Annotated in this window: 18 protein-coding genes and 2 pseudogenes; 5 read left to right on the top strand and 15 right to left on the bottom strand. The window is 42.0% G+C overall.

Annotated elements, in window-relative coordinates:
• Positions 1-41: 41 nt before the first annotated feature.
• The 6 genes from E3D81_RS10355 to E3D81_RS10325 form a co-directional block, all read right to left on the bottom strand.
• Positions 42-2,453 carry a heavy metal translocating P-type ATPase gene (locus E3D81_RS10355; RefSeq protein ID WP_002993255.1) on the bottom strand — a complete coding sequence of 804 codons (2,412 nt, stop codon included), beginning with the start codon at positions 2,451-2,453 and terminating at the stop codon, positions 42-44.
• Positions 2,454-2,717: 264 nt separating this feature from the next.
• Positions 2,718-3,281, bottom strand: coding sequence for a hypothetical protein (locus E3D81_RS10350; protein WP_002993254.1), 564 nt, complete (start codon positions 3,279-3,281; stop codon positions 2,718-2,720).
• Between the two features lie 35 nt (positions 3,282-3,316).
• Positions 3,317-4,414, bottom strand: a complete 1,098-nt coding sequence (locus tag E3D81_RS10345) for a TonB-dependent receptor (protein ID WP_094258254.1) — start codon at positions 4,412-4,414, stop codon at positions 3,317-3,319.
• Between the two features lie 375 nt (positions 4,415-4,789).
• Positions 4,790-5,353, bottom strand: coding sequence for a helix-turn-helix domain-containing protein (locus E3D81_RS10335; RefSeq protein ID WP_002993247.1), 564 nt, complete (start codon positions 5,351-5,353; stop codon positions 4,790-4,792).
• Between the two features lie 262 nt (positions 5,354-5,615).
• Positions 5,616-6,800: a TolC family protein gene (locus E3D81_RS10330; RefSeq protein ID WP_002993245.1), complete on the bottom strand. Its 1,185-nt coding sequence runs from the start codon at positions 6,798-6,800 to the stop codon at positions 5,616-5,618.
• Positions 6,797-7,375 (bottom strand): efflux RND transporter permease subunit, encoded by a 579-nt coding sequence (locus tag E3D81_RS10325; RefSeq protein ID WP_002993243.1) that lies wholly within the window; start codon positions 7,373-7,375, stop codon positions 6,797-6,799. Before E3D81_RS10325 ends, E3D81_RS10330 begins: the two co-directional genes overlap by 4 nt.
• 19 nt (positions 7,376-7,394) lie before the next feature.
• On the opposite strand from E3D81_RS10325, the pseudogene E3D81_RS10320 reads away from it, so the two are divergent.
• A pseudogene (locus tag E3D81_RS10320) lies at positions 7,395-7,679 on the top strand (ORF6N domain-containing protein); the annotation flags it as partial.
• Positions 7,680-7,752: 73 nt separating this feature from the next.
• Here E3D81_RS10320 and arsB read toward each other — a convergent pair.
• From arsB to E3D81_RS10300, 4 genes are all read right to left on the bottom strand, one after another.
• Positions 7,753-8,781 (bottom strand): ACR3 family arsenite efflux transporter, encoded by a 1,029-nt coding sequence (gene arsB, locus E3D81_RS10315; RefSeq protein ID WP_002993239.1) that lies wholly within the window; start codon positions 8,779-8,781, stop codon positions 7,753-7,755.
• 3 nt (positions 8,782-8,784) lie between these two features.
• Positions 8,785-9,399: a hypothetical protein gene (locus E3D81_RS10310; protein ID WP_002993237.1), complete on the bottom strand. Its 615-nt coding sequence runs from the start codon at positions 9,397-9,399 to the stop codon at positions 8,785-8,787.
• Between the two features lie 19 nt (positions 9,400-9,418).
• Entirely contained in the window at positions 9,419-9,883 is a 465-nt protein-coding gene (locus E3D81_RS10305; RefSeq protein ID WP_002993236.1) for a DUF6428 family protein, read from the bottom strand.
• A gap of 75 nt (positions 9,884-9,958) precedes the next feature.
• The gene (locus E3D81_RS10300) at positions 9,959-10,288 is read right to left on the bottom strand and encodes an ArsR/SmtB family transcription factor (protein WP_002993233.1); all 330 of its coding nucleotides are present in this window, start codon (positions 10,286-10,288) and stop codon (positions 9,959-9,961) included.
• A gap of 612 nt (positions 10,289-10,900) precedes the next feature.
• On the opposite strand from E3D81_RS10300, the gene E3D81_RS10290 reads away from it, so the two are divergent.
• The 4 genes from E3D81_RS10290 to E3D81_RS17610 all read left to right on the top strand — a co-directional run bounded on the left by E3D81_RS10290 (position 10,901) and on the right by E3D81_RS17610 (position 18,026).
• Positions 10,901-11,338, top strand: coding sequence for a DUF1896 domain-containing protein (locus E3D81_RS10290; protein ID WP_002993229.1), 438 nt, complete (start codon positions 10,901-10,903; stop codon positions 11,336-11,338).
• Complete coding sequence (locus E3D81_RS10285) at positions 11,325-16,757, top strand: N-6 DNA methylase (RefSeq protein WP_094280390.1); 5,433 nt, start codon at positions 11,325-11,327, stop codon at positions 16,755-16,757. Before E3D81_RS10290 ends, E3D81_RS10285 begins: the two co-directional genes overlap by 14 nt.
• Before the next feature lie 284 nt (positions 16,758-17,041).
• Positions 17,042-17,662 (top strand): DUF305 domain-containing protein, encoded by a 621-nt coding sequence (locus E3D81_RS10280; RefSeq protein ID WP_002993226.1) that lies wholly within the window; start codon positions 17,042-17,044, stop codon positions 17,660-17,662.
• Between the two features lie 28 nt (positions 17,663-17,690).
• A complete protein-coding gene (locus E3D81_RS17610) occupies positions 17,691-18,026 on the top strand; it encodes a four-helix bundle copper-binding protein (protein WP_002993225.1) in 336 nt (111 codons plus the stop codon).
• A gap of 204 nt (positions 18,027-18,230) precedes the next feature.
• Here the strand turns inward: E3D81_RS17610 and E3D81_RS10270 are convergent.
• From E3D81_RS10270 to E3D81_RS10250, 5 genes and pseudogenes are all read right to left on the bottom strand, one after another.
• A pseudogene (locus E3D81_RS10270) lies at positions 18,231-19,311 on the bottom strand (IS256 family transposase).
• Positions 19,312-19,435: 124 nt separating this feature from the next.
• A complete protein-coding gene (locus E3D81_RS10265) occupies positions 19,436-20,263 on the bottom strand; it encodes an RteC domain-containing protein (protein WP_134777329.1) in 828 nt (275 codons plus the stop codon).
• Between the two features lie 151 nt (positions 20,264-20,414).
• On the bottom strand, positions 20,415-21,284 hold the full coding sequence (locus E3D81_RS10260) for a thymidine phosphorylase (protein ID WP_134777328.1): 870 nt from the start codon (positions 21,282-21,284) through the stop codon (positions 20,415-20,417).
• Positions 21,285-21,410: 126 nt separating this feature from the next.
• Positions 21,411-21,899 carry a heme-binding domain-containing protein gene (locus E3D81_RS10255; RefSeq protein WP_134777327.1) on the bottom strand — a complete coding sequence of 163 codons (489 nt, stop codon included), beginning with the start codon at positions 21,897-21,899 and terminating at the stop codon, positions 21,411-21,413.
• 23 nt (positions 21,900-21,922) lie between these two features.
• Positions 21,923-23,506 (bottom strand): efflux RND transporter periplasmic adaptor subunit, encoded by a 1,584-nt coding sequence (locus E3D81_RS10250; protein ID WP_002993218.1) that lies wholly within the window; start codon positions 23,504-23,506, stop codon positions 21,923-21,925.
• Positions 23,507-23,516: the final 10 nt, after the last annotated feature.

Genomic DNA, 23,516 nt, shown 5'->3' with positions numbered 1-23,516 from the left:
TTGTTGTGTAATTTCTTGTTTGATTTGTGAGATTTACTGTTTTATTTCTTCCACTTCAACCGCAGGCTGTTACTGACCACGCTCACGCTGCTCAATGCCATTGCCGCACCCGCAATCATCGGGTTGAGCAGGAAGCCGTTAACAGGGTAAAGGATGCCTGCCGCTACCGGAATGCCGATTACGTTGTAGATAAACGCCCAGAACAGGTTTTGCTTGATGGTGGCTACGGTCTGTTTGGACAAGCGTATTGCCTGCGGTATCTTGGTCAGGTCGGACGAAATGATGGTCATCTTGGCTACGTCCATTGCGATGTCGCTGCCTTTGCCCATTGCGATACTTACATCGGCTGTTGCCAATGCGGTGCTGTCGTTGATACCATCGCCCACCATTGCCACTACCTTTCCTTTACTTTGCAGTTCTTTCACAAAGTCGGCTTTGTGCTGTGGCAAAACTTCGGCTTTGTAATGCTTGATGCCTGTCTGCTCCGCAATGGCTTTTGCAGTAGCTTCATTATCTCCGGTCAGCATATACAGGTCAATGCCCATTTCCTGCATTTCCCGGATAGCCCGCACCGATGTTTCCTTAATCTTATCGGCGATAGCGATTACAGCAAGAGCCTTTTTGCTGTTTGCAAACCAGATAACGGTTTTAGACTGTTTGCCCCATTCTTCGGCCTGGTCTTGTAATTCGCCGGCAATGGCAATGTTGTTTTCTGCCAATAGCTTTTTGTTGCCTACATAATAGGTTTCGTTGTCATGGTCTGCTTTTGCGCCTTTGCCCGTAATGCTGTCGAACATGGATAAAGAGGTGGTCGCTACATCGCCAAGATGCTTCACTACGGCTTCTGCCAATGGATGCTCGGATTGCTTTTCGATGCTCAAAAGGATTTCTTTTGCAGTGTCCTCATTGTTCAGCCATTTAATGCCCGTTACCTGTGGTCTTCCCTCGGTGATGGTTCCGGTTTTGTCCAAAACGATGGCATTTACTTTTTTGGCCAGTTCCAAACTTTCGGCATCCTTTATCAAAATGCCATTTTCAGCACCTTTACCAACGCCTACCATAATAGCGGTGGGTGTCGCTAAGCCTAAAGCACAGGGGCAGGCAATGACCAATACCGTAACGGCTGCCAACAGACCTTGAACAACCCCGTTTTCGCCTCCCAAAATCAACCATAGCGTAAATGTCAGGATGGCAATACCTATCACTGTGGGAACAAAGATGCCCGCAATCCTATCGACCAGTTTCTGTACGGGTGCTTTGCTTCCCTGTGCATCCTGCACCATTTTGATGATGTGGGCAAGCATGGTTTCTTTGCCCACTTTTACCGCCCTGAACCGGAAGCTGCCTTTTTGGTTAATCGTTCCTGCAAATACTTTTTCTTTTTCTTTTTTCAATACAGGTACAGGCTCACCGCTTAACATGCTTTCGTCCACATACGAATTGCCCGATATGACCATGCCGTCTACCGCAATCTTTTCACCGGGCTTTACGAGTATCACATCGCCTGCGCTTACGTCTTCGATAGCGGTCTGCTTTTCCGTTCCGTCCGCATGTACCACGATGACCGTTTTTGGCTGCAAGCCCATCAGCTTCTTAATGGCTGAAGAGGTGTTGCCTTTGGCTCTTTCTTCCAGCAGTTTTCCCAAGAGGATGAATGCGATAATAACGGCAGCCGCTTCAAAATATACGTGAGCATGCAGTCCCCGTTGATGCCAAAAGTCGGCAAACAGCATATTGAAAACACTGAACAGGTAGGCAATACCTGTACTCAATGCCACCAGCGTATCCATATTGGCGGAACGGTGCTTTGCCTGCTTCCAAGCGTTTACAAAAAAATCCCTGCCCAACCATATTACAACGGGCGTGGAAAAGAGCCACATTATCGGGTCTGCATAGGGCATATCCATAAAGAACATTCCTATGATTACCACGGGCAGGGAAAGGATAATTGCCCAAATGGTCTTGTTTTTCAAGGTTCGGAATTTCTTTTCGTGGATGGCTTCGAGCGTTTCCTGCTGCTTGGTTTTGTCTTCAATCAATAGGTCGTAACCTACTCCCTGAACCGCTTTTTGCAGGGTGGAGGCATCGGTCATATTGGGCAGATATTCCACGGTAAGATTGCCCGTTGCAAAGTTCACGGAAGCATTAACTACTCCCGGTTGGTATTTAACAATGCTTTCGGCACTGCCCGCACAGGATGCACAGGTCATGCCCAATACCGGAAAAGCACTTTTAACCGTAGGAACTCCGTAACCTAAATCTTTAATTGCCTTAACAGCTTCGCCTACGGTTTCATTGCTATCTACTGTAATCGCTGCCCTGCGGTTGTTCAGCTCTACTTTATGGGTTTCTACGCCTTTTACCTGTGCCAATCCCTTTTCAACGATTAATGCACAGTGTTCGCTTTCTACATCCTCCAACGGTATGTATATATTTTCTCTGTTTGTCGCCATATTTGCCTGCTTTAATTTACAATGCAAAATTGGCTATTATAATTATGGGTACTGTTGTGAAATTTTGGATTTGATTTGTAAGATTTATTGAAATCCTGTATAGGTGAGCCACTTCATCAGATGGTTATCGCCATAAAGCCAGTTTTAGATGGTCTTTAAAACCACAAAGCATTGCGAAAGATAATCGCAATGCTTTATTGTTTGCTTAAAAAGCTGTGGTCTTAAAATACTGACGGATGCCCGGTCTTCTTCTTGGTGCGGGGTTTATTCAACTTTAGAATTAAATTGAATATCTACGTCAGTTGATGACTTAGGGTCATTAATCAAGTCCGTTTCAATCTTTCCTCCCTGTGGATAATGGCGCAGCACAACCCTGACCGTACCAGTGGAAGCGGTCGTGGTTGTCCAAACGCTTTCCAGCCCTAACGTAACGTTGTTGTCATCCTTATCCAAATTTGTGATTTGTATATTTGATGTGGAAGATGGCACGTAATAAATACGGTGGTCTATATTTTCCTCACTTACTTCTTCGGTAATGTCTTCACCATTTACCTCGTCAAGAAAGGATACGCTGACATCATAGGACTTACCCGGTTGCAGTGCAATCTGGTCTATGACCGGGGCGTTTCCTCCGGCTCCGTCAGCACCTTTCCAAGCATAAAGAAGTTCGTTCGTGGTTCCCTGTTCCTTAAAACGTAGCTGTACCGTAGTGATTACCTCGTTGTCGTTTTCTTCGGGGATAGGGTCATCGTCTTTGCTGCATGAGGTTGCGAATAGTACGATTGCCGCTACGGCAATCGAAGAAAAATGTTTGAATTTTTGTGTCATTGTTATATAAATTTAATTGTTGAAAAACGTGTTTGTCAGAAAACGTACTTTAATCTAACGGAGATGTTTCTGCCCATTTCGTCCGTAAAATACCTGAAGCTGTTCAGGTAGTTTCTGTACCGGGTATTGAACAGGTTGCTCACTGCAAGATTGATGTTCAGTGACCTGCCCAAGACACTGACCACTGTACCAGCGGATATATTTGTCAGGAGATAACCATCAGGGGGCAGCTTATAATCCTGCTGGCCGTGTATGTTTTCATCAGGTACTCTTGTCTGTTTTAAGACCAGCGGAATTTCCATCCCGATATAGGATTTTTGGAAAGACCTTATATCGGGCAGTTCGTAATTGAACCCCAATGAAAACCTGTCCGATGGCATGGAAATCAGCCAGTCGTTTATCGTTTTATTGTACGCCCTTAGCAAAGATGCCTTTCCTATGATGTCCAGTTTCTGTACAGGCTTGTAATTGATTAATAAATCCGTTCCCGTGAGATAGGCATCAGCCTGTTGATAGACGAATTTGGGAAATGCACCTGCAATGGTCAATACAGGCTCTCCCGGGCGGGGCTGTAAATAGATAAAGTTGTTGATGGAATTGTAGAATACAGACCAGTCTATATTTACTGATTTTTCTTCATTGCTATATGAAAGCCCCAAGACCGTGTTTACAGCCTGCTCTATTTTCAGGTTTACGTCCCCAAGTTCATAGGTGGCAGTACCTTGATGTATGCCGTCAATGAGCAGTTCGTTAACGTGGGGAGCCCTATTGGCAAGGCTGACCATTCCGTTTATCCTGATATGGTCTGAAAGATGGTAGATGGTATTGAATGATGCCCCGATTGTTGAAAAATCAAAGTCATGCTCCACAGGCTGGTTATTGTAAGGGTATCGTACCGTACTGATTTGCTTAAAATCATACCTGATACCGCCCTGAAGCTCCCATTTGTTCTTCTTCCATTTTTCAATCCAGTATGCACCGTATGTTTGGGAATTGTAGGCAGGGATGAGATACCGACCTTTGTAGGTATTGTCCTGCTGCATAGCGGATATGCCGATACTTCCGTTAAAGTTTTTGAATGTGGGATGCTCCCAAGAAATTTCTTCGGAAATCGTGCTGACATTCAAAGTCATTTGAGGCGTTGTAATTTCGCTGTTCCTGACTATATCAAATTCTTCCCTGTTGTTGAATTGTGCGGCAATCTGTATGTTCAGTTACCCGGCTTTCTCTCCGGCAAATATCTCCGGGTACTGGATAGGTTAATGGAAGAAGATTTAGTCCACAAAGTGGTAAACGTTGACGGGGGTGTAGGATATGCAAGTTGCCATAACTGTGAAGTAGTCCACAATCATAACCACTTGCATTTCAGTTGTCAAAAATGTAAATCGGTAACTTGTATAGAGGATGTGCAACCGTTATTTAAGTTGCCTAAAGGATATAAAATAAGTGAAGTCAATTTTACGGTGTCAGGGCTTTGCCCGCAGTGTTCCTGAATAGCGTAGCCGTTCCTATACTTTATCCAACGGCTTTCTCTTATCTTCCCGGACTTGTTTGAAATAGCTCGGGGTAAGCCCCGTTACTTTCTTGAACTGGTTGCTCAAATAGGCTACGCTTGAATAGTTGAGGCGCATGGCAATCTCACTTAACGACAGTTCATCATACACCAGCAGTTCTTTTACCTTTTCCACCTTTTGGGCGATAAAGTATTTTTCAATAGTTGTACCCTCTACTTCTGAAAACAGATTGGACAAGTAATTGTAATCGTGGTGCAGTTTATCGCTCAATACATCGGAAAGGTTGGTTTTTACATCACTATCCTGATGATGTACCAGGTCAATGATAATGTTCTTTATCTTTTCTATTATCCTGCCTTTTTTATCATCAATTACTTCAAACCCCAATGGCTCTAAAGTCTTGACCAAAGCCTCTTTCTCCGTAGGTGTAATTTCTTTGGTAAGGGTAACTTCGCCCAGCTTTACATTTTTAGCATCTAAACCAAGTTTATCCAATTCGTTTTGCACCACCATAATACAGCGGTCGCATACCATATTTTTAATAAAGAGTGTATTCATATCTTACTAACTGCTATATTAAGCACAATAAACAAATTTACGATTTAAGTCGAACTACGCTCGTTGCTTCCTGTCTAAATCAAGTTATCTGATTGCATTGTCTGCATAGGCGCTTTTAATTTGGGTTTTTGTTAACCTGAAGCCTCGGCCCAGGCTTCTAATTTAGTTAATTGAAACCTTGCGAAAGTTGTATTCCGCAAGGTTTTAAAACAGTGATACATCTGCCTTTGCTAATGGTCTGCATTCACCCTACAATATTAAATTATAGCAAATACTGGTACAGTTCGGCTATTGCATCGTTGTACTCTTTCTCCGCCTGCAAATAATTATTGGTAGCGGTATAAAAGTAACTTGCCTCCAAAAAATATTGGATAGTGGTTATCTCTCCGAATGATAACGCTTTATCCAATAGTTTAATACTGTTGATACTGCTTAATACTTTCTCATATTCTGCTACCGTCTTTTGCAGGTTGATATACTTTTCATACAGTTGCTTCAAATGATAATAATGTTCGTTCTTGTGCCGTGCTACCTGTACTTCTGCCACCGATAATTCAGCCTGCTTTTGCTTCACCCGATTTTTGTTTTCACACAAAGGAATGCTCACGCCTACTTTTGCACCGTAAAACTGCTGCCCTAAAATACCCTGATAATGAAAACCCACTTCAAATTTTGGCAGGGTCAATGCCTTAGTAACTTCAATATCCTTTTGGGCTACTACGGTCTGTTGTGTCAAATATTTTCTTACCGGGTCTTTGTATTCAATTGTTTCTTCCAATTCTTCAAATGCAGGAACGGGCTTATATTCAGGGTATATGGTATCGTTAAAGACTATCTCTATACCGCCGTTAAGTTCCGTCAGTTTTTGATGAAGTTGGTTGATAGCGGAAATGTTCAACTGATAATCTTTATTAATCTCAATCAATTGAAGTTTAGCCTTATTCACGTCCAGCACATTACCTTCGCCCTTATCCAGTTTGGTCTGAAAGTCGGTCAGGAACTTTTCGGTTTTTGTTTTCCGTTCTATAATTCTTTCCTGAAGTTTATTGCGGTATATCAGTTCAATGCAAATCTTTTTCGCTCCCAATAATATTTCCTGCCTGTTGGCTGTTAGCGAAAAATCTGCCTGCTTACTCTGCTCGCCAGCCAATGCTTTCTTTTTACTGTAAACCGTGGGAAAGTCGAAACGCTGCAAGACGTTAATGTCCGTTTGGTTGCCCGCAATGGCATAGGGTGAGCCACGCATAAAATCGTAGCTGACCACAGGGTCGTACAGCGTATTGCCCGTATGGTACAATAACTTCTGCGCATCCCAATATTTGCTTTGGGTTTGCAGCGTTTTATTGTTCTTGGCAACATCAGACAAGACGGTTTCCAATCCTGACTGTGCCTGCAATTGTATGGTAAAAACGCACATACAGATTGCCGTTAAAAATTTTATGTTCATGCTTTAGCTGCTTTTTTGTTAGATAAATAGTACACCGCCGGAACAATAAAAATGTTGAGCAATGTAGAAGTAAGCAAGCCGCCCAATATCACTTTTGCCATAGGACTTTGTATCTCGTTGCCGGGCAAATCGCCCGCAATAGCAAGCGGTATCAATGCCAGCCCTGCGGTAAGTGCCGTCATCAGGATGGGGCTTAACCTGTTCTTTGAGCCTTGTATAACCGTATCGTACAAATCCAACCCCTCATCACACAATGTATTGTAATGCGATACGAGCAGGATGCCGTTACGGGTAGCCACACCAAACAAGGTGATAAAACCGATAATGGCAGGAATGCTCAAAATGCCACTGGTAAAATAGATGCTGAACACACCGCCAATCAATGCCAAAGACAGGTTGATTAAAATGATGGCGGCTAACTTTACCGTTTTGAACTCCCGGAACAGTATCAGGAAAATAATCAGAATGGAAAGCAGGGAGGTCGCAATCAAGGTCTGCGATGCTTCTGCCTCCGCTTCAAATTGCCCACCGTATTCAATGTGGTAATCTTCGGGCAGCTTTATTTTTTCGCCCACTATCTGTTGGATTTCCTCAACGGCACTAACGATATTGGTTAAGCGAAAACAAAATGTAACCGCAACAATCTACACCAAAGCAATCAGCAATCAGCTACAATTGGACATAAAACGGTACAACAGCCAATACCTCCCGATTGAAATTAAGGTTTTCTCCGATACCCACGACCGATTTTTGATAATAGACCAAGCGGAGCTTTACCATATAGGGGCTTCGCTCAAAGACCTGGGCAAAAAATGGTTTGCATTTTCCCGAATGGATATTGAGGTGGGCAGGATGCTTCACATCTTGAACAAACAATAAACGCTCCGGATTCAGAGGGTTTAATTTTAGTTTCTTGACAATTCTAAAATCCCGCTAAGTTATTTACATCAACTTAGTATAGTTTCTTCTTCAACCATAAACTTGCCCTTACCAATAGTATCAGTACAGGCACTTCGACCAATGGTCCGATAACGCCAACAAATGCCTGTGGAGAATGAATACCAAAAACCGCAATGGCTACGGCTATGGCCAATTCAAAATTGTTCCCGGTGGCTGTAAATGCTATGGACGCGTTCCTGTCATAAGGAACATTCAGGGATTTGCTTATAAAAAAGCTCACGAAAAACATCAATACAAAATAGATGATTAGCGGTATGGCTATCTTAATCACGTCCACTGGCAACTCCAATATCTTGTCGCCTTTCAAACTGAACATCAGTACAATGGTAAACAATAATGCGTAAAGTGTAATAGGTGATACTGCCGGTATGTATTTTCTATTGTACCATTCAATGCCTTTTGATTTTATAAGAACATATCGGCTCACGAAACCTGTAAAAAAAGGAATACCCAAGTATATCAACACGCTTTCGGTAACGTCTTTCATTGATACATTTACATTGAAATTGGCTAATCCTAATTTACTCGGCAATACGTTGATAAAAAGCCAAACCAAAAAACTGTAACTCAATATCTGAAAGACACTGTTCAACGCTACCAATAGTGCCGTATATTCCCTGTTGGCTTTTGCCAGGTCGCTCCATACAATTACCATTGCGATACATCTTGCCAATCCTATCAAAATCAATCCCGTCATATAATCGGGTTCATTCCTTAAAAACAGAACGGCTAACCCGAACATCATTACCGTACCGATTACCCAATTGAGGAATAAAGATATTCCAATTACTTTTTTATCCTTAAACGCTTTGGGCAATACTGTATAATCCACCTTTGCCAATGGCGGGTACATCATCAGTATCAAACCTATTGCCAGCGGGATATTAATGGTTCCTACGGACAAGCTGTCTGTTACGTTAGAAATGTTGGGAAAGAAATATCCTAATCCTACGCCAAATGCCATAGCAAGGAATATCCATAGGGTAAGGTAACGGTCAAGAAATTTTAGTTTTGGTTGCATTGGTTATTTTTTAATCATTGAAAAAACATAGAACATTTCAGTTGCTATCTCCAAACTCCTTTCCGCATATATCTTTGTCTGCTCTGTTGTGCCGTCTGAAATCTTCGGGTCTTCAAATGTGATAGGTATTCTCTTTTCTGCACCTGCAATAAAAGGACAGCCATCGTCTGCCTGTGAACAGGTCATAATGGCAGTGAATGCCGATACAGGATTGAAAGGGCTATCGTACTTTTTTGAAAAACCGATAATCGGCAAAGCATTTTCACTGTACTTAATAGCATAAACAGGATTGTCCGCTTCCGAAATTTTGAAAGCAGAAAAACCCTGTTCATTCAATGTTTCCACTACTTTCGGAAATAATGCCGTTTCTTCCGTACCGCCCGAATAGCAATATACATTCGGGATATGGTAATATACACTTGCCACCTGTGCCCAAACCTGCGATAAATGGCTTCTTCGTGAATTGTGTGTACAGATGAAATTGAGATTTATTACCTGTCCGTTGCTTACTTTTTGTTGTACGAAGTCTATCAAGGGTTGCAATATGGTTTTACGTTCTTCGCTTACGGTCTGAACATCAGATATTCCCTTTATGGTTTCAGCTAAATTCTTGTACATTACGATTGGTTTATAGGGTTTAACAACAGTCCGAATTAGGCGAACAGCAAGCACTGTTCAGCTCTGATAATTCTACTTTTTGTTTTTCGGCAGGAATACCGCAGGCATCACTTGCCAAACAAGCGGTTTGTTTGTTTTTCAGTACAAAATGGTTTCCGTTAAAATCCAGATTGTATTTGCCAATGGTTTCGCTTTGGTATTCCACTTCTATTTCGGCATCTTGAATATCCAATTTTTCTTCGGACAGTTTGATGATGTTCAATAGTTTGGTCGGCTTTAGCCTGTGTTCAAAATCGTTGGCGTTCCACAACTGGAAGTTGACGACCTTTTCATTTCTGATCGTTCCGCCACAATCAATAAAATGTTTTGTAACAATACCTACCTCCGTAACGTGGAAATGTTTGGGGACAAATGTTCCGTCCGCTAATTGAAATTCAACATTGTCCAATGTTGGTAAGATTTCTTTGATGTTTGATAGTTTCATTGTTTTTGAATTTTGAAATGATTTATTAAAATATTGTATCGTAATATAGCGATGTTAAATATTAAAAAAACACGGCTAACAGCACTTGTTTACCTTTACTTCCTGATCAAAGAATGAATTAAAATCTGCTTGGATTTTTTTCCAAACATTTTTATCGATGCAATAACAAACAGATTTAACCTCGATTGTGCCTTGAATGATGCCGATACTCTTTAACTCCTTTAAATGCTGAGAAATCGTAGCCTGTGCCAATCCCAATTCCTCGACCAGATCATTACAGATACAGGCTTTCTGGTTAATGATATATTGAAGTATGGCAACCCTTGCAGGGTGTGCCAGAACCTTAAATAGAGAAGCTAATCTGTTTTGCTCGTCCGTGAATATTTCTGATTTAGTAAGTCCCATGCTTTGTTTTTTATATATCGCAATATTACGATAATAAATTTAGATATAATATGGTTTGTAAAAAAACAATCAATTCTTTTAATAATCTTATGTGTGGTAAAACCCTACCTCTCAAAGCCAAACTCTGCCACTTTCAGTCGACCTTTTCTTCTCGCTGATACCTTAGCCGTTGCAAGAAAAAAAAACGAACAGGAACAATGATTGGGTTTTTATTGGAATGGGATATATTACACGGGCAAATGCAGAAATCGTCCTACTGTTCACAAAGGGAAAACCTCTTGAAAGACATGCAAGAGATGTTCCACAGGTGCTTATATCTCCCCGTGGAAGACAATCCGAAAAACCTGACAAAATCAGAAAGCGTATTGTTCGGCTTTTTGGGCAAGTTGACAGACTGGAGCTTTTTACAAGACAAAGTTCCCAAAACGATGATGATGATTTTGATGGGTCGGACGTATATGTCAATGAAGTGGACAACTCTATAACGATATCTGAATAAACACTGTTCTGCCAAATCCTGCCTCCCGAAGCCAAACCCTGCCACTTCTTCAAAGGCTCTTGCTCCCTGCTCTAATTTTAGGTTTTACGCAAAATTCTAAACAAAATTTAATTATGAGTACACAGCAAAAAGACCTGTCGTATTTCCGTTTACGACTACAGGAACTCCTGAACAGTAGTTTCCCTGAAAAAGCCAGCAACCAAAAATTTATTGACCAGCGTTCCTCGTGGGCTGCCAATGCCTATGAGGATGCGTTCCGTTCCGGCAATGCCATTGAGCAATGTAATGAGATAGCGAATTACATACTCTTTGAGGGTTTGCACTTCTCCAAGTTTGATATGGTTTTTCAGGTAGTATGCAATGAGTTCGATACCCTAATGGCAGACGAGGAACTGCGGCGGTTCGCTCTGAAAATGTTCCCTGTTTGCGAGAATGTTTTCGCCCAATATGAACTAGCCGATGATTTTGCCTACGGTTATGAGTTTGACCTGCTCTATACCGAGATAACCGGAACCATCGCAATATGGATTGAGGAAAATGGGCTTCAGTAAACGGCAGCATCTCTTGGACAATATCGAAGCCCTGCGGATTGCCTTTACATTGGAAAAAGAGCAACGAAACGCTACCGTGGGTGAAAGACTGTCAATGAAACAATACAGCGGATTTGGCGGTCTTAAATTCGTATTGAACCCCATAGCAAATGAAATAGATATCAACCATTGGAGGAAAACCGAACACGATTTATTCCCCATTACGCTGGAACTCCACAAACTGCTCAAAGAAAAGTCCGAAGACGATAAGCAATACCGCCGATACGTGGACAGTATGAAAAGCTCCGTGCTGACGGCTTTTTATACACCTCCACAGGTAATTGATGCAATTTCCGAAACCCTGCGGGAAAGCGATGTAAATATTCAGAAATTCCTTGAACCCTCCGCAGGTATCGGCTCGTTTATACAATCCTTTTCCGAAAACCAACAAACCAAAGTAACTGCCTATGAAAAAGATTTGCTGACAGGCAAAATCCTAAAACACCTCTATCCCGAAAGCAATATCCGTGTGAGCGGTTTTGAGGAAATCCCCGAAAAGGAACAAAATAGCTATGATGTTGTTGCAAGCAACATTCCGTTTGGCGATACTTCCGTGTTCGATCTTACGTTTTCCCGAAGCAAAGACCCCGCAAAAATACAGGCTGCCCGTAGCATACACAATTATTTCTTTTTGAAAGGAAACGATATGCTCCGTGAGGGTGGTTTGCAGGTATTTATTACTTCGCAAGGAATTTTAAACAGCCCCAACAATGAGCCGATACGTAGGGCGTTAATGAAAAGCAACCATCTGGTGTCGGTTGTCCGATTGCCAAACAACCTGTTCACGGAATATGCAGGTACAGAAGTCGGAAGCGACCTGATTATCCTGCAAAAGAATACGGCAAAACAACCTCTGAGCGAATTGGAAGAGCTGTTTTGCCAAAGCAGGCAGACCAAATACGATACTTCAAGCAATGCTTTTTTCCGTGACGGTACGAGGGTCATACATACCGACCGTAAGATAGATACCGACCCATACGGAAAACCTGCAATTATCTATACGCATAAAGACGGTGTTGCGGGGATTGCCAAAGATTTGAAGCAAATGCTTTCCGAAGATTTTGGAAAGCACCTGAATTTTGATTTGTACAAAGGCGAAAGCAACGATGAACCTATCGTACAAATTCCGATTACGCCAACGCCGGCACCTCCGGCTACTGAACCCGAAATCATACAACCCGAACGACCGCGTTTTACTGCACCAGCCATTGTACAGGAAAGCCAGCAGGAATTAAAACAGCTAAGCATTTTCGACCTGTTTGAAAATGTAAATGAAACCGTAGCGGTTATTACCCCGCCAAAGAAAACCACCCAAGCCAAAAGACAAACGACAAAAAGAAAACGTACCCCAAGAGGTCGGCAAACCGACCTCTTTAGCGGAGCGATGCAACAGTCCTATACATCTCCAGCATCAAACGGCACGGTCAATAAAACCTTACAAACCAATGGCACAAAACAGAAAACAATCGGCGATTTATTTTCACAGGCAAACAGTAATGGCCAAGCCGATAAGTCAGCCGGTACCGTACCTGCTACTGTTCCCGAACCTGCTCCGTACAGTGACGAACTCCAACAGTTTCACCGTAACGATTGCCTTGTCGTAGATAACGGTTGGGTCGGCTATTTGCAGGAAGTGGATAAAAGTGATGCAAGGGCAATATTCCACCCGTTGCAGTTACCGTCTTTGCAAAAAGCAAGAGCCGAAGCATATATCCAAGTTCGTGATACCTATATCGACCTCTACCAAAAAGAAGCCGAGAAACATTCAGAACACAAGGAAGAAAGGGAAAACCTTAACCGCTTATACGATGCTTTTGTCAAAAGGTACGGAAATCTCAACAGTGCGGACAATATCAAGCTCATCAAAACAGACAGTGTAGGCAAAGAAATGCCCTATCTGGAGCGTGTCGTTGGTGGTGTAATCCATAAGGCAGATATATTCAGCCGTCCTGTAAGTTTTTCTACCGCAACCATTGCAACGGACAATCCCGAAGAAGCGTTATCGGCTTCGCTGAACAAATACGGAAGCGTGGATTTGGACTTTATGTCCGAAATCAGCGGTATGCCTGCTGATGCTTTGAAAGAAGCCTTACACGGTCTCATCTACTACAATCCATTGCAAAAGGAATATGAAATATTCGAACGCTGGGTTGCGGGCAATGTAGTGGAGAAAGCCAACGAAATAAGAGATTACCTCGAAAGCAATCCCGATGATACCCAAGCTAAAGAAAGCCTTACCGTTTTGGAAGAAGCCCGACCAAGACGTATCGAATTTGAGGAACTCGATTTTAATCTGGGCGAACGCTGGATACCCACTGGCATCTACGCCCGATTTGCATCGCATCTGTTCGACGCAGATGTGAAAATCCACTATTCGGACAGTGCCGATGATTTTTCCGTCACCTGCAAACAGAAAAATGTCCATATATGGGATAAATATGCGGTCAAAGCCCAAAGCCGGACGTATGACGGGATTGCCCTGCTCAAGCACGCCCTTGTCAATACCACACCCGATATTTCCAAAACGGTACAGGTTGACGGAAAGAATGTCAAGGTACGGGATATGGAAGCCATACAAATGGCGAATACCAAGATTGACGAAATCCGAACCTCCTTTAACGATTGGCTCCACGCCCAAAACGATGAGTTCAAGATAAGGATGACTGACCAATACAACGACACCTTTAACTGTTTTGTCCGACCGCACTACGACGGTTCCCATCAGGTGTTTCCGGAATTGGACCGAAAAGCATTGGGTATTGAAGACCTGTATTCAAGCCAAAAGGATGCTGTCTGGATAATAAAGCTCAATAACGGTGCTATCTGCGACCATGAAGTAGGTGCCGGAAAGACGTTGATAATGTGCACGGGTGCACAGGAAATGAAGCGTTTGGGACTGGCTCACAAACCGATGATTATCGGGTTGAAAGCGAATATACCTGAAATTGCCGAAGCCTACCGCACCGCCTATCCGCACGCTAAAATACTCTATCCGGGCATTGATGATTTTACGCCCCAAAAACGACTGCGGATTTTCGGAGATATTAAGAACAACGAGTGGGATTGTGTGATATTGACCCACGACCAGTTCGGAATGATACCCCAATCGCCCGAAATACAAAAGGAAATCCTGCAATCCGAACTGGACAGTGTGGAGGAAAATCTTGACGTTTTGCGAAGTCAGGGCGATGAAGTAACCCGGGGTATGCTCGCCGGAGCAGAGAAACAGAAAGAAAACCTCGAAGTCAAGCTGAAAACCCTGCAACACGACATTGAAAACCGCAAAGATGATATTGTGGACTTCAAGATGATGGGTATCGACCATTTATTTGTAGACGAAAGCCACCAATTCAAAAACCTGATTTTCAACACAAGGCATTCAAGGGTTGCAGGATTGGGCAATCAACAGGGAAGCCTAAAGGCACTGAATCTTTTGTTTGCTATACGGACTATACAGGAACGTACCGATGCGGATATGGGGGCAACTTTCCTTTCGGGTACGACTATCAGCAATTCACTGACCGAATTGTACCTGTTGTTCAAATACCTGCGACCAAGGGCTTTGGCAAAACAGGGCATTAACTCGTTTGATGCGTGGGCGGCAATCTACGCAAAGAAAACAACCGATTATGAGTTTTCGGTCGCCAATAATATCGTGGCAAAAGAGCGTTTCCGCTACTTTATCAAAGTGCCGGAACTCGCTCAATTCTACTCCGAAATCACGGATTACCGTACCGCCGAAATGATTGGAATAGACCGTCCCGAAAAGAACGAGATATTTTACAACATACCTCCAACTCCAGACCAGGAGAAGTTTATTGAAAAGCTGATGGAGTTTGCCAAATCAGGCAAAGGGGAATTACTTGGCAGAAAACCGCTATCTAAAAAAGAAGAAAAAGCAAAAATGCTTATCGCTACGGACTACGCTCGAAAGATGTCTTTGGATATGCGAATGGTAAGCCCCCATTACCAAGACCACGCCGATAACAAAGCTTCCCATTGTGCAGATAATATTGCTAAATATTACAATAAATTCAATGCACAGAAAGGCACGCAGTTCATCTTCTCGGATTTGGGAACATACAAGCCAAATCAGTGGAATATCTACTCCGAAATCAAACGTAAGCTCGTGGAAGACCACGACATACCTGCACACGAAATCCGCTTTATACAGGAAGCGAAGAATGACAAGCAACGAAAAGAGCTAATCAAAGGAATGAACGAGGGCAAAATCCGTGTCCTTTTCGGTTCTACGAGTATGCTCGGTACAGGTGTGAACGCACAGAAAAGAGCCGTTGCCGTACACCATTTAGATACGCCGTGGCGACCGTCCGACCTTGCGCAAAGGGACGGTAGGGCTATCCGCAAAGGCAATGAGATTGCCAAGCATTTTAACGACAATAAAGTGGATGTAATCATCTATGCCGTTGAAAAATCGCTGGATAGTTATAAGTTCAACCTGCTGCACAACAAACAGCTATTTATTGACCAATTAAAATCCAACAATCTTGGTAAACGGACGATTGACGAAGGTGGTATGGATGAAAAGTCGGGTATGAATTTCTCGGAATATGTAGCTATCCTTATGGGCAATACCGACCTTTTGGACAAAGCTAAAATAGAGAAACAGATTGCCGGATTGGAAAGCGAAAGGCAATCGTTCAATCGTTCAAAATCAAGTGCCAAGTACAAACTGGAAGATTATGAGGCAGAACTTGGAAAAGCCCAATCCCGCTATGACCGTATGAGCCTTGATTGGAATAATTTGCAGGGACGTATCCAAAAAAACACTGACGGTTCCGTTGCCAACCTTATTAAATTAGACGTTTTGTCGCCCAATGCGGATATAAAACAAATCGGTGCAAAGCTCAATCAGCTTGCCGACAAATCCCGAACGGGTGGGGATTATGAAGAAATCGGTAATCTGTATGGCTTTCAACTTTTGGTAAAAACGGAAATGTCACAAAAAGAGGGGGTGGATATTCGTGTAAACCGTTTTTTTATTCAAGGTGAGGGTACTATCAAATATACATTCAACAATGGTGTAATGGCAAAAGATCCCGAAACAGCTTCACTAAATTTTATTAAAGCATTGGAAAAGCTGCCCACCTATATCAGAAAAGAACAGGAGAATATGGCAGATTTCCAAAAAAACATTCCAATACTTAAGGAAGTAATCAATGGTACGTGGACAAAAGAAAACCGACTTAGCGAACTCAAAACGGAGTTGGCGGCAATTGAGCGGAAAATACAGTTATCTAACACTCCGGAACCAATAGAAAATTCTACAGAACAAGTCGAAAAGCAGCAAGAAAATCCAAAGGCTATGGAAAGCGTAGTACCGACAAAAAGTATTTATATGTCACGGGGAGTATTGTAAAAACATTTACCCATTCATACATTTTCCTAATCACAACATCTCAGGTTCGTTCAATTTATTTCTGGACTGTGATTCATTTCAAAATTGATGAATAAATAGTAGCATAAACCACTACATTACAGAAATAATCTTACACCCACATATCTTATCTGTAGCTCGTTTTGAATCCAAAAAATCAAACAAATTGAATTGTATGTTGTTCTGTCTATGTGTTCTATCAAAAAAAGTCTTTAACATTTCATTATTAAAAGAGAAAAGGAAATTGATAATAATAATATACATCTATGAAATTAGCGATAAAAATAATGGCAATAGCAGGAATACTGTTATTTATCCAAGCGTGCGATAAGGACGATATCAACAAAATCAAAATCCAGAATCACGATGACAATGAAATGATGACTATCATGCACAACATGATGGATGAGATGATGGCCATGCAAATGCCCCCCGACCCTGATAATGCTTTTGCTCTGATGATGCGAATGCATCATCAGGGAGCGATCGACATGGCAAATAAGGAACTGCAATCCGGCGATGATGCGCAAATGAGGGAGATGGCCCAGAAAATAATTAAAGACCAGAAGGCTGAGATTCAAGAATTAACCACATTTCTCAATGGTCACGTACCGCATCTAAATGTTCCCGAATTTGTTACAGAGCAGATGAAAAATATGGAACGCTCAGGCAGAGTGACAGATCTCCAAATCATTAATGGAGACACGGATCACGATTTTGCCATGTTGATGATTCAGCATCATCAAAATGCAATTGGAAACGCAAAATTGGAACTTATTTACGGACACGAAAGTGCTATGCAGACAATGGCAAAAAATATTATTGAAAAACAGGATCAGGAAATCTCGGAGATTCAAACCTGGTTATTAGCTAATAAGAATAGATAAATAATTTCTCACTTTAAACAATAAAATTATGTCACATCAACAATTTCAAAAATGTATTGACGAATGCTACGCCTGTGCTGTAGCTTGTAACCATTGTGCAGCTTCTTGCTTGCAAGAGGACAATGTAAAAATGATGGCTCGATGTATCCAGCTTGATCTGGAATGTGCAGCCATATGTAGAGCCGCAGCCGAACTCATGAGTTTGGGAAGCCAATATAGCCGTCACCTTTGCAAGCTATGTGCGGAGATTTGTAGAGCGTGTGGAGATGAATGTGCTAAGCATGATATGCAACATTGCAAAGAGTGTGCGGATGCTTGCTACAAATGCGCAGAAGCTTGTGAGCAAATGGCAACGGCGGTATAATCTCATTATTGGTAGAAGTCTAAAAACCTCCAATGAATTCAAACTGGGTAAAGAATTTCAGGACCGTTTCCATTTGTAAACGATAGTTAGGGAAAGAGGAAAATGGACTGGCTCCTTCGCCGAATAATGATCGACGGGAGTGTAAAATAAACTGTGTCAATGGTTGAATTACCGCCCCGCGGGGCGGTAATTCAACCATTTTTCTTATTGCAAATCTAACACCATTCTTCCCGGAAACCAAATTGCTAATTTCTGTGCTGTTGTTCCCCAATTGGCTAGTGGCATCGTCCATTTCTTCTTAATGTTGTTATGTGCTAAATAAATCAATTTCAATAACGCTATATCGGAGGTGAATGCACCTTTAGTTTTGGTGACCTTACGCACTTGGCGATGAAATCCTTCGATCGTGTTAGTCGTGTATATCAACTTTCGGATGGATTTATCGTATCGGAAATAGGTGGCCAGACGATCCCAGTTGCGTCGCCAGGATTCAATGACCACAGGATACTTTTCACCCCATTTATCCTGAAGTTCATCCATCCGAAGCTCGGCTAGATCCAACGTATCGGCCCTATATACGGGTTTTAGATCGTTCATGAACTCCTTTTGATCCTTACTGGCTACATACTTTAGGCTGTTTCGGATTTGATGTACTACACAGGTCTGTACTTCGGTGTCGGGAAAAACACTCTGTATCGCTTCGGAAAACCCTTTTAAATTATCGATACAAGCAATTAAGATATCCTCTACGCCTCGATTTTGTAAATCAGTCAATACGCTCAACCAAAAGTTAGCTCCCTCATTCTCCGAAACATACATCCCTATCAGATGCTTATGTCCATTTCGATCAATGCCAAGAATATTGTATACTGCCCGCGAAACAAACCGATGGTCTTCTTTTACTTTGTAGTGCATGGCGTCCATCCAAACAATCGTATAAAGCGAGTCTAGACTTCTTGATTGCCACTCCTTGACCTGGGGAATGATCTTATCGGTAATCGAAGAAAGCTAAAATCGTCTCACGTTTCTTAATAAGCTGGGGTTCGAAGTTAGACCGACGGTCACGCGGAGTATCGATCTCGATAGTGCCATCTGAGGTGCGAATCTGCTTGCTGGACTTGCCGTTACGACGATTACCACAAGAGCGTTCAGCTTCATCCAGATGGCTCTCAATCTCAGCTTCTAGCGCTGCTTCTAAAAACTTTTTCATTAAAGGAGCAAAAGCTCCGTTCTTGCCATAAAGTGATTCACCACTACGTAACTGTTCTAGGGCCAGGTCCTTCATGGACTCAAAATCAAAATCGCTTTCCTTAATACTCATAATTACTATGTCAAAAATAATACTTCTGTTTATTATCCTTGACACAGTTTATTTTACAGTCTCTGATCGACAAAATCGTCTTTTGATTTTATATTTCGTCCTGTTCTTCCATTTTTTTAATCAAAGCATCACGTAAGCTGTCAAGGAATTTCGTTCGGTTCAGCTTTCTTGCTTTGAGTTCCAAAAATGTATGGTAAAAATCGCCCAAATCAACATTAAAACTGTTTTCAAAAAATCTGACTATGGTTATAATATCTGTATTCCCATTATTGAAGACGGCTTGAGAATGCAGTCCGTAAATCAATTCCGTTAAAGCCGCTTTGCTTCCCGTCCAACTTAATGTTGGTAGGTCTATTGATTTATCTTTATAGATTATGTTGTGAAGTTGGTCTTCAAGATAAACTTGAATCAGGTCATTGGCAATTATTTTTGCCGCCTTATAATCGTGGGATGTAGAAAACCGGTGGTCGGTTTCAAAATAAACCGTGTCCAAACTTAACTTTATATCGTGTTTGCCCCGAACAAATAACTTTTCATCTACAAATGAACTGCCTGTTCGGTAATATTTATAGAATTCAAGGTTACTCTCAAAATACCGTTTGAGTTTCCTTAGCTCACCATTAATGTATTTCCTAATAGCTTTTATATCATTAGGTTTTTTTGTCTCTATTTTATAGATAGCGTTATAGTAAATGAGTTTTGAAACAATGACTGGTTTTTGATATTTGAAAAAGTGGATCTCTTCATTTATACTATCAAAGCCATTTTTTAGTGTATATTCCTTTATTTCGGAAAGTCTCGATAATATCAACTCGATAATAACATCATACAAAGCTATGGAACCATCCAGTTCAAGAGACACCTCTTTTATTTCATCTTCTAGTTTCTTTATTATTTCCTCGTAATAATTGCTCATTAAGTAACATTTTTAATTCATCAAAAGAGGTCGGATTCTAAATCCGACCTCATAGAAAGTCAAACTTAATAGGACAAATTCAATCCGAACCCCCAGCCCATATCGCTGTCATAATGGGTAGTAGCGGCAATGTTTCTGGTCAAAATGTATTTTAGACCACCCATATACTCTTTGTCTGTGCCATTTTTGTACTTCTCATTTTTGCAGTTTCACCTACAGGAATATCTATAACAACGTGCGTGGAACCCGCCGCTGCTTTTTTTGAGAGTACCGAAGCAATTAGCTGTCCCTCGCTATCTATATCGAGGGCTTTTTCGATTTTTATCAGCAGATCATCTGCCGGGCTTAACTGGGCTGTTCCACCCCAAACGATACACCCCCCTTCCTTATGAACCACTTCTTTTATTTTTTCAGGGGAAAGCGTTACATTGGTAAATACTTCCATGGTATCTGCAGTACCGGCAGGCGAGGTAATGGCACGGGAAGACGTTTTGGGCATTGTAAGGCCAAAGGCAGTAACAATGGCAACTACCAACGGTGTTGTTCTATTGCCTGGTAACCCTCCGATGCAATGCTTATCAACAACAATCTCCTTGTTCCAGTGCAATTGCATACCAGAAGCAATCATGGCTTTTGTAAGATAGGTGATTTCATCAAGATCCATTCTATTTCCGGCACAGGCGGTGATAAATGCTGTGAGGTCGATATTGGAATAATTGCCCTGAACTATATCCGTAATGATTTCATTGTACGCCAAGTAATCCAGTTTCTGATTGTAGATTTTTGCCCGTACGTGGCTTAAAGATTTAATAGGTTCCAAATGTGAAACATACAAAGTTTCATTTGGGGAAACATTCAGTTTTTTTGCTGCGGCGTCCGATAACCCAATTTCATCAGTCAATAGAAGATTGGATGAAATTACATTAAGACTTGCTACGATTGAGTCCGTTGCAGTGGATATTCTAATTCGGGTAAGTGCCTCAAAGCCTTCTGAAGCACAAACGTGGCAGTTTTCATGCATATATACTACATTCTCGTTTTGAGTGTAGATTCCGAGATGTTTGTATTTTTATTAGATTGGTTTTCCACTTTTCCTGTTATTAAAATTTACGTTTTGAGTCTATTTCCGAAGGAACCGTCTGTACTATTAACACTCTAAACTTATTTCATTATCCATCAACGAGTTAAAGTATTCAACTAACAGCTTCTTATCTTCCATGCTTAGACGAGCACCCCCATGCATCCACGTATATGAACTCAACGGCATTTTACCTTTCTCGATTTGCTCAATAATCTGGCTAAACTTTGAGTTTATCCTTCTCGGGCTGTAATTTGGCAAATCATCAAAGTTCAATTTCTCTTTTCCTTCGGTTATATGATCTGCCATGAACCAACCCAAAGGCTGAACATTAGTGTACCAAGGGTATTGGGTATTATTGCTATGGCAGTCATAGCATGATACCGACAGGATTGCATTAACTTTTGCATCGACCTTAAATGAATCAACAAAAACCTGGCCCGCAGGAACCGGGGATAGGTTCCTTTGGGGGGTTATAAATTGCATTAACACAAACACACTTAACAGAACTGTTAAAATTACTTTGTATGCTTTCGTTCGTTTTCCGTTTTTTTTCATGATCTAATATTAATCAAGTACCATTATCCCCGGTCATAGAGACAGCAACTCGGTAAGTCGTCATAAACCGCCTTGGGAGCCTTGTCCAGCTCTGTATCGTGACCAACATTAGCAATAGCTTTGCTTATGGCACTTTTTGAGGTTACTTTTGAATCGAAATCCAAATGGATAACTTTGGCATTAACATCCCAGTTTGCGGAAATCACCCCCTTGACACTTTTGGCCGCTTTCTCAATCCGGCTTTTGCACATTTCACAATTTCCTGATACTTTCAACATATCATGGGTCTTATTGACATTGGTTTGAGCATCGCCATGCTGATGTCCGGCAGCCGATGCTGCGCCATCGTTATTCATCATACTGATTTTACCTTCCAGCTGGGCACTTGCATCAACGGTGAAAGCTCCCTTGGTCACGATTTCCTCGCCATTTTCCAGCCCCGACATAACAACATATTGGTCGCCCAATGAGGGGCCCAAGACGATCTCCCGAAGTTTAAAAGCAGGCGTGGATGTATTTGGCTGTTTTACGTAAACTATGGAGCGCTTCCCTGTCCATAAAACCGCCGACTTGGGAATGACCAACTCATCGTTGTAGCCCTTTAAAGGAGCAGTGATCCTTGCTGTTGCATACATTTCAGGTTTGAGATTGCGATCCCGGTTATCGGCTTCGACCCTGATTTTTGCCGTTCTTGAATTGGCATCAAGGATAGGGTTAATAAAGGCAATCCGCCCATTATAGACTTTTCCGGGCAAACTCCGTAATGTATATTCCAGCTGATCTCCCACCTTTAGAAATGGCAGATCTGTTTCATACGCATCAAAAACCGCCCATAACTTGGAAAGGTTTGAAATGGTGTACAAGACGCTCCCTTGGCCGATATAATCGCCCGGGTTTACATTTTTTGCTATGACAACACCACTTGTATTCGCATATATATTGACGTAGGGTGAAACTTCGTTGGATGTCAATATTTTGCTTATCTGATCCTCTGACACCTTCCATAAACTCAGCTTCTCTTTCGCGGCATCCAATAGGAGGGGCTGCATATCCTGCAATTTTGCAGCTTCGAGCAATTCTTGCTGCGCCGTCAATAAATCAGGCGAATAGATTTTGGCTATCAGTTGTCCTTCTCTTACCGACTCGCCAGTAAAGGTTACGTAAAGATTTTCAATACGGCCATTGACATGCGATGTTTGGGATTGTTGTAAACGTTCGTCCACCTGAATAGTCCCATACAGTTGGACATCTTTAACAGCGTCTTGGTGGCCGACAATCGAAGTCTGGATATTCGCCAATGCTATGGCTTCTTCTGACATCTGGATGGCGTCATCGTCAATTACATCATCACCTCCCCCGGATGATTTCAAGGGAATTAGATCCATTGCACATATCGGGCATTTCCCCGGTTTATCCATTCTGATCTGGGGGTGCATGGAGCAAGTCCATACTGTTTCCCCGTCCTCGGTCACTTCCATTTCAAGGTCATGGCTGTGATCATGGGACGAATTCCCGCCAAATATCGCCCAGCCAAGCAGTAGTCCGGACAATAATATAACCCCGTAAGTTACCGCCTTATTTCTAAAAATATTTTTCAGTTTATTCATTGCTAAGAAT

It is taken from the genome of Sphingobacterium sp. CZ-2 (assembly GCF_004526235.1).
Taxonomy (GTDB): domain Bacteria; phylum Bacteroidota; class Bacteroidia; order Sphingobacteriales; family Sphingobacteriaceae; genus Sphingobacterium; species Sphingobacterium tenebrionis.
Note: the sequence above shows the minus strand (reverse complement) of the source record. Positions and strands in the feature narration are given on the sequence as shown.

Coding starts and splice junctions, on each gene's coding strand:
- E3D81_RS10280 (WP_002993226.1), top strand. CDS start 17,042: ATGAAATTAGCGATAAAAATAATGGCAATAGCAGGAATACTGTTATTT.
- E3D81_RS10305 (WP_002993236.1), bottom strand. CDS start 9,883: ATGAAACTATCAAACATCAAAGAAATCTTACCAACATTGGACAATGTT.
- E3D81_RS10310 (WP_002993237.1), bottom strand. CDS start 9,399: ATGTACAAGAATTTAGCTGAAACCATAAAGGGAATATCTGATGTTCAG.
- E3D81_RS10250 (WP_002993218.1), bottom strand. CDS start 23,506: ATGAATAAACTGAAAAATATTTTTAGAAATAAGGCGGTAACTTACGGG.
- E3D81_RS10330 (WP_002993245.1), bottom strand. CDS start 6,800: ATGAACATAAAATTTTTAACGGCAATCTGTATGTGCGTTTTTACCATA.
- E3D81_RS10345 (WP_094258254.1), bottom strand. CDS start 4,414: ATGACTTTGAATGTCAGCACGATTTCCGAAGAAATTTCTTGGGAGCAT.
- arsB (WP_002993239.1), bottom strand. CDS start 8,781: ATGCAACCAAAACTAAAATTTCTTGACCGTTACCTTACCCTATGGATA.
- E3D81_RS10285 (WP_094280390.1), top strand. CDS start 11,325: ATGGGCTTCAGTAAACGGCAGCATCTCTTGGACAATATCGAAGCCCTG.
- E3D81_RS10255 (WP_134777327.1), bottom strand. CDS start 21,899: ATGAAAAAAAACGGAAAACGAACGAAAGCATACAAAGTAATTTTAACA.
- E3D81_RS10350 (WP_002993254.1), bottom strand. CDS start 3,281: ATGACACAAAAATTCAAACATTTTTCTTCGATTGCCGTAGCGGCAATC.
- E3D81_RS10260 (WP_134777328.1), bottom strand. CDS start 21,284: ATGCATGAAAACTGCCACGTTTGTGCTTCAGAAGGCTTTGAGGCACTT.
- E3D81_RS10265 (WP_134777329.1), bottom strand. CDS start 20,263: ATGAGCAATTATTACGAGGAAATAATAAAGAAACTAGAAGATGAAATA.
- E3D81_RS10335 (WP_002993247.1), bottom strand. CDS start 5,353: ATGAATACACTCTTTATTAAAAATATGGTATGCGACCGCTGTATTATG.
- E3D81_RS17610 (WP_002993225.1), top strand. CDS start 17,691: ATGTCACATCAACAATTTCAAAAATGTATTGACGAATGCTACGCCTGT.
- E3D81_RS10300 (WP_002993233.1), bottom strand. CDS start 10,288: ATGGGACTTACTAAATCAGAAATATTCACGGACGAGCAAAACAGATTA.
- E3D81_RS10355 (WP_002993255.1), bottom strand. CDS start 2,453: ATGGCGACAAACAGAGAAAATATATACATACCGTTGGAGGATGTAGAA.
- E3D81_RS10290 (WP_002993229.1), top strand. CDS start 10,901: ATGAGTACACAGCAAAAAGACCTGTCGTATTTCCGTTTACGACTACAG.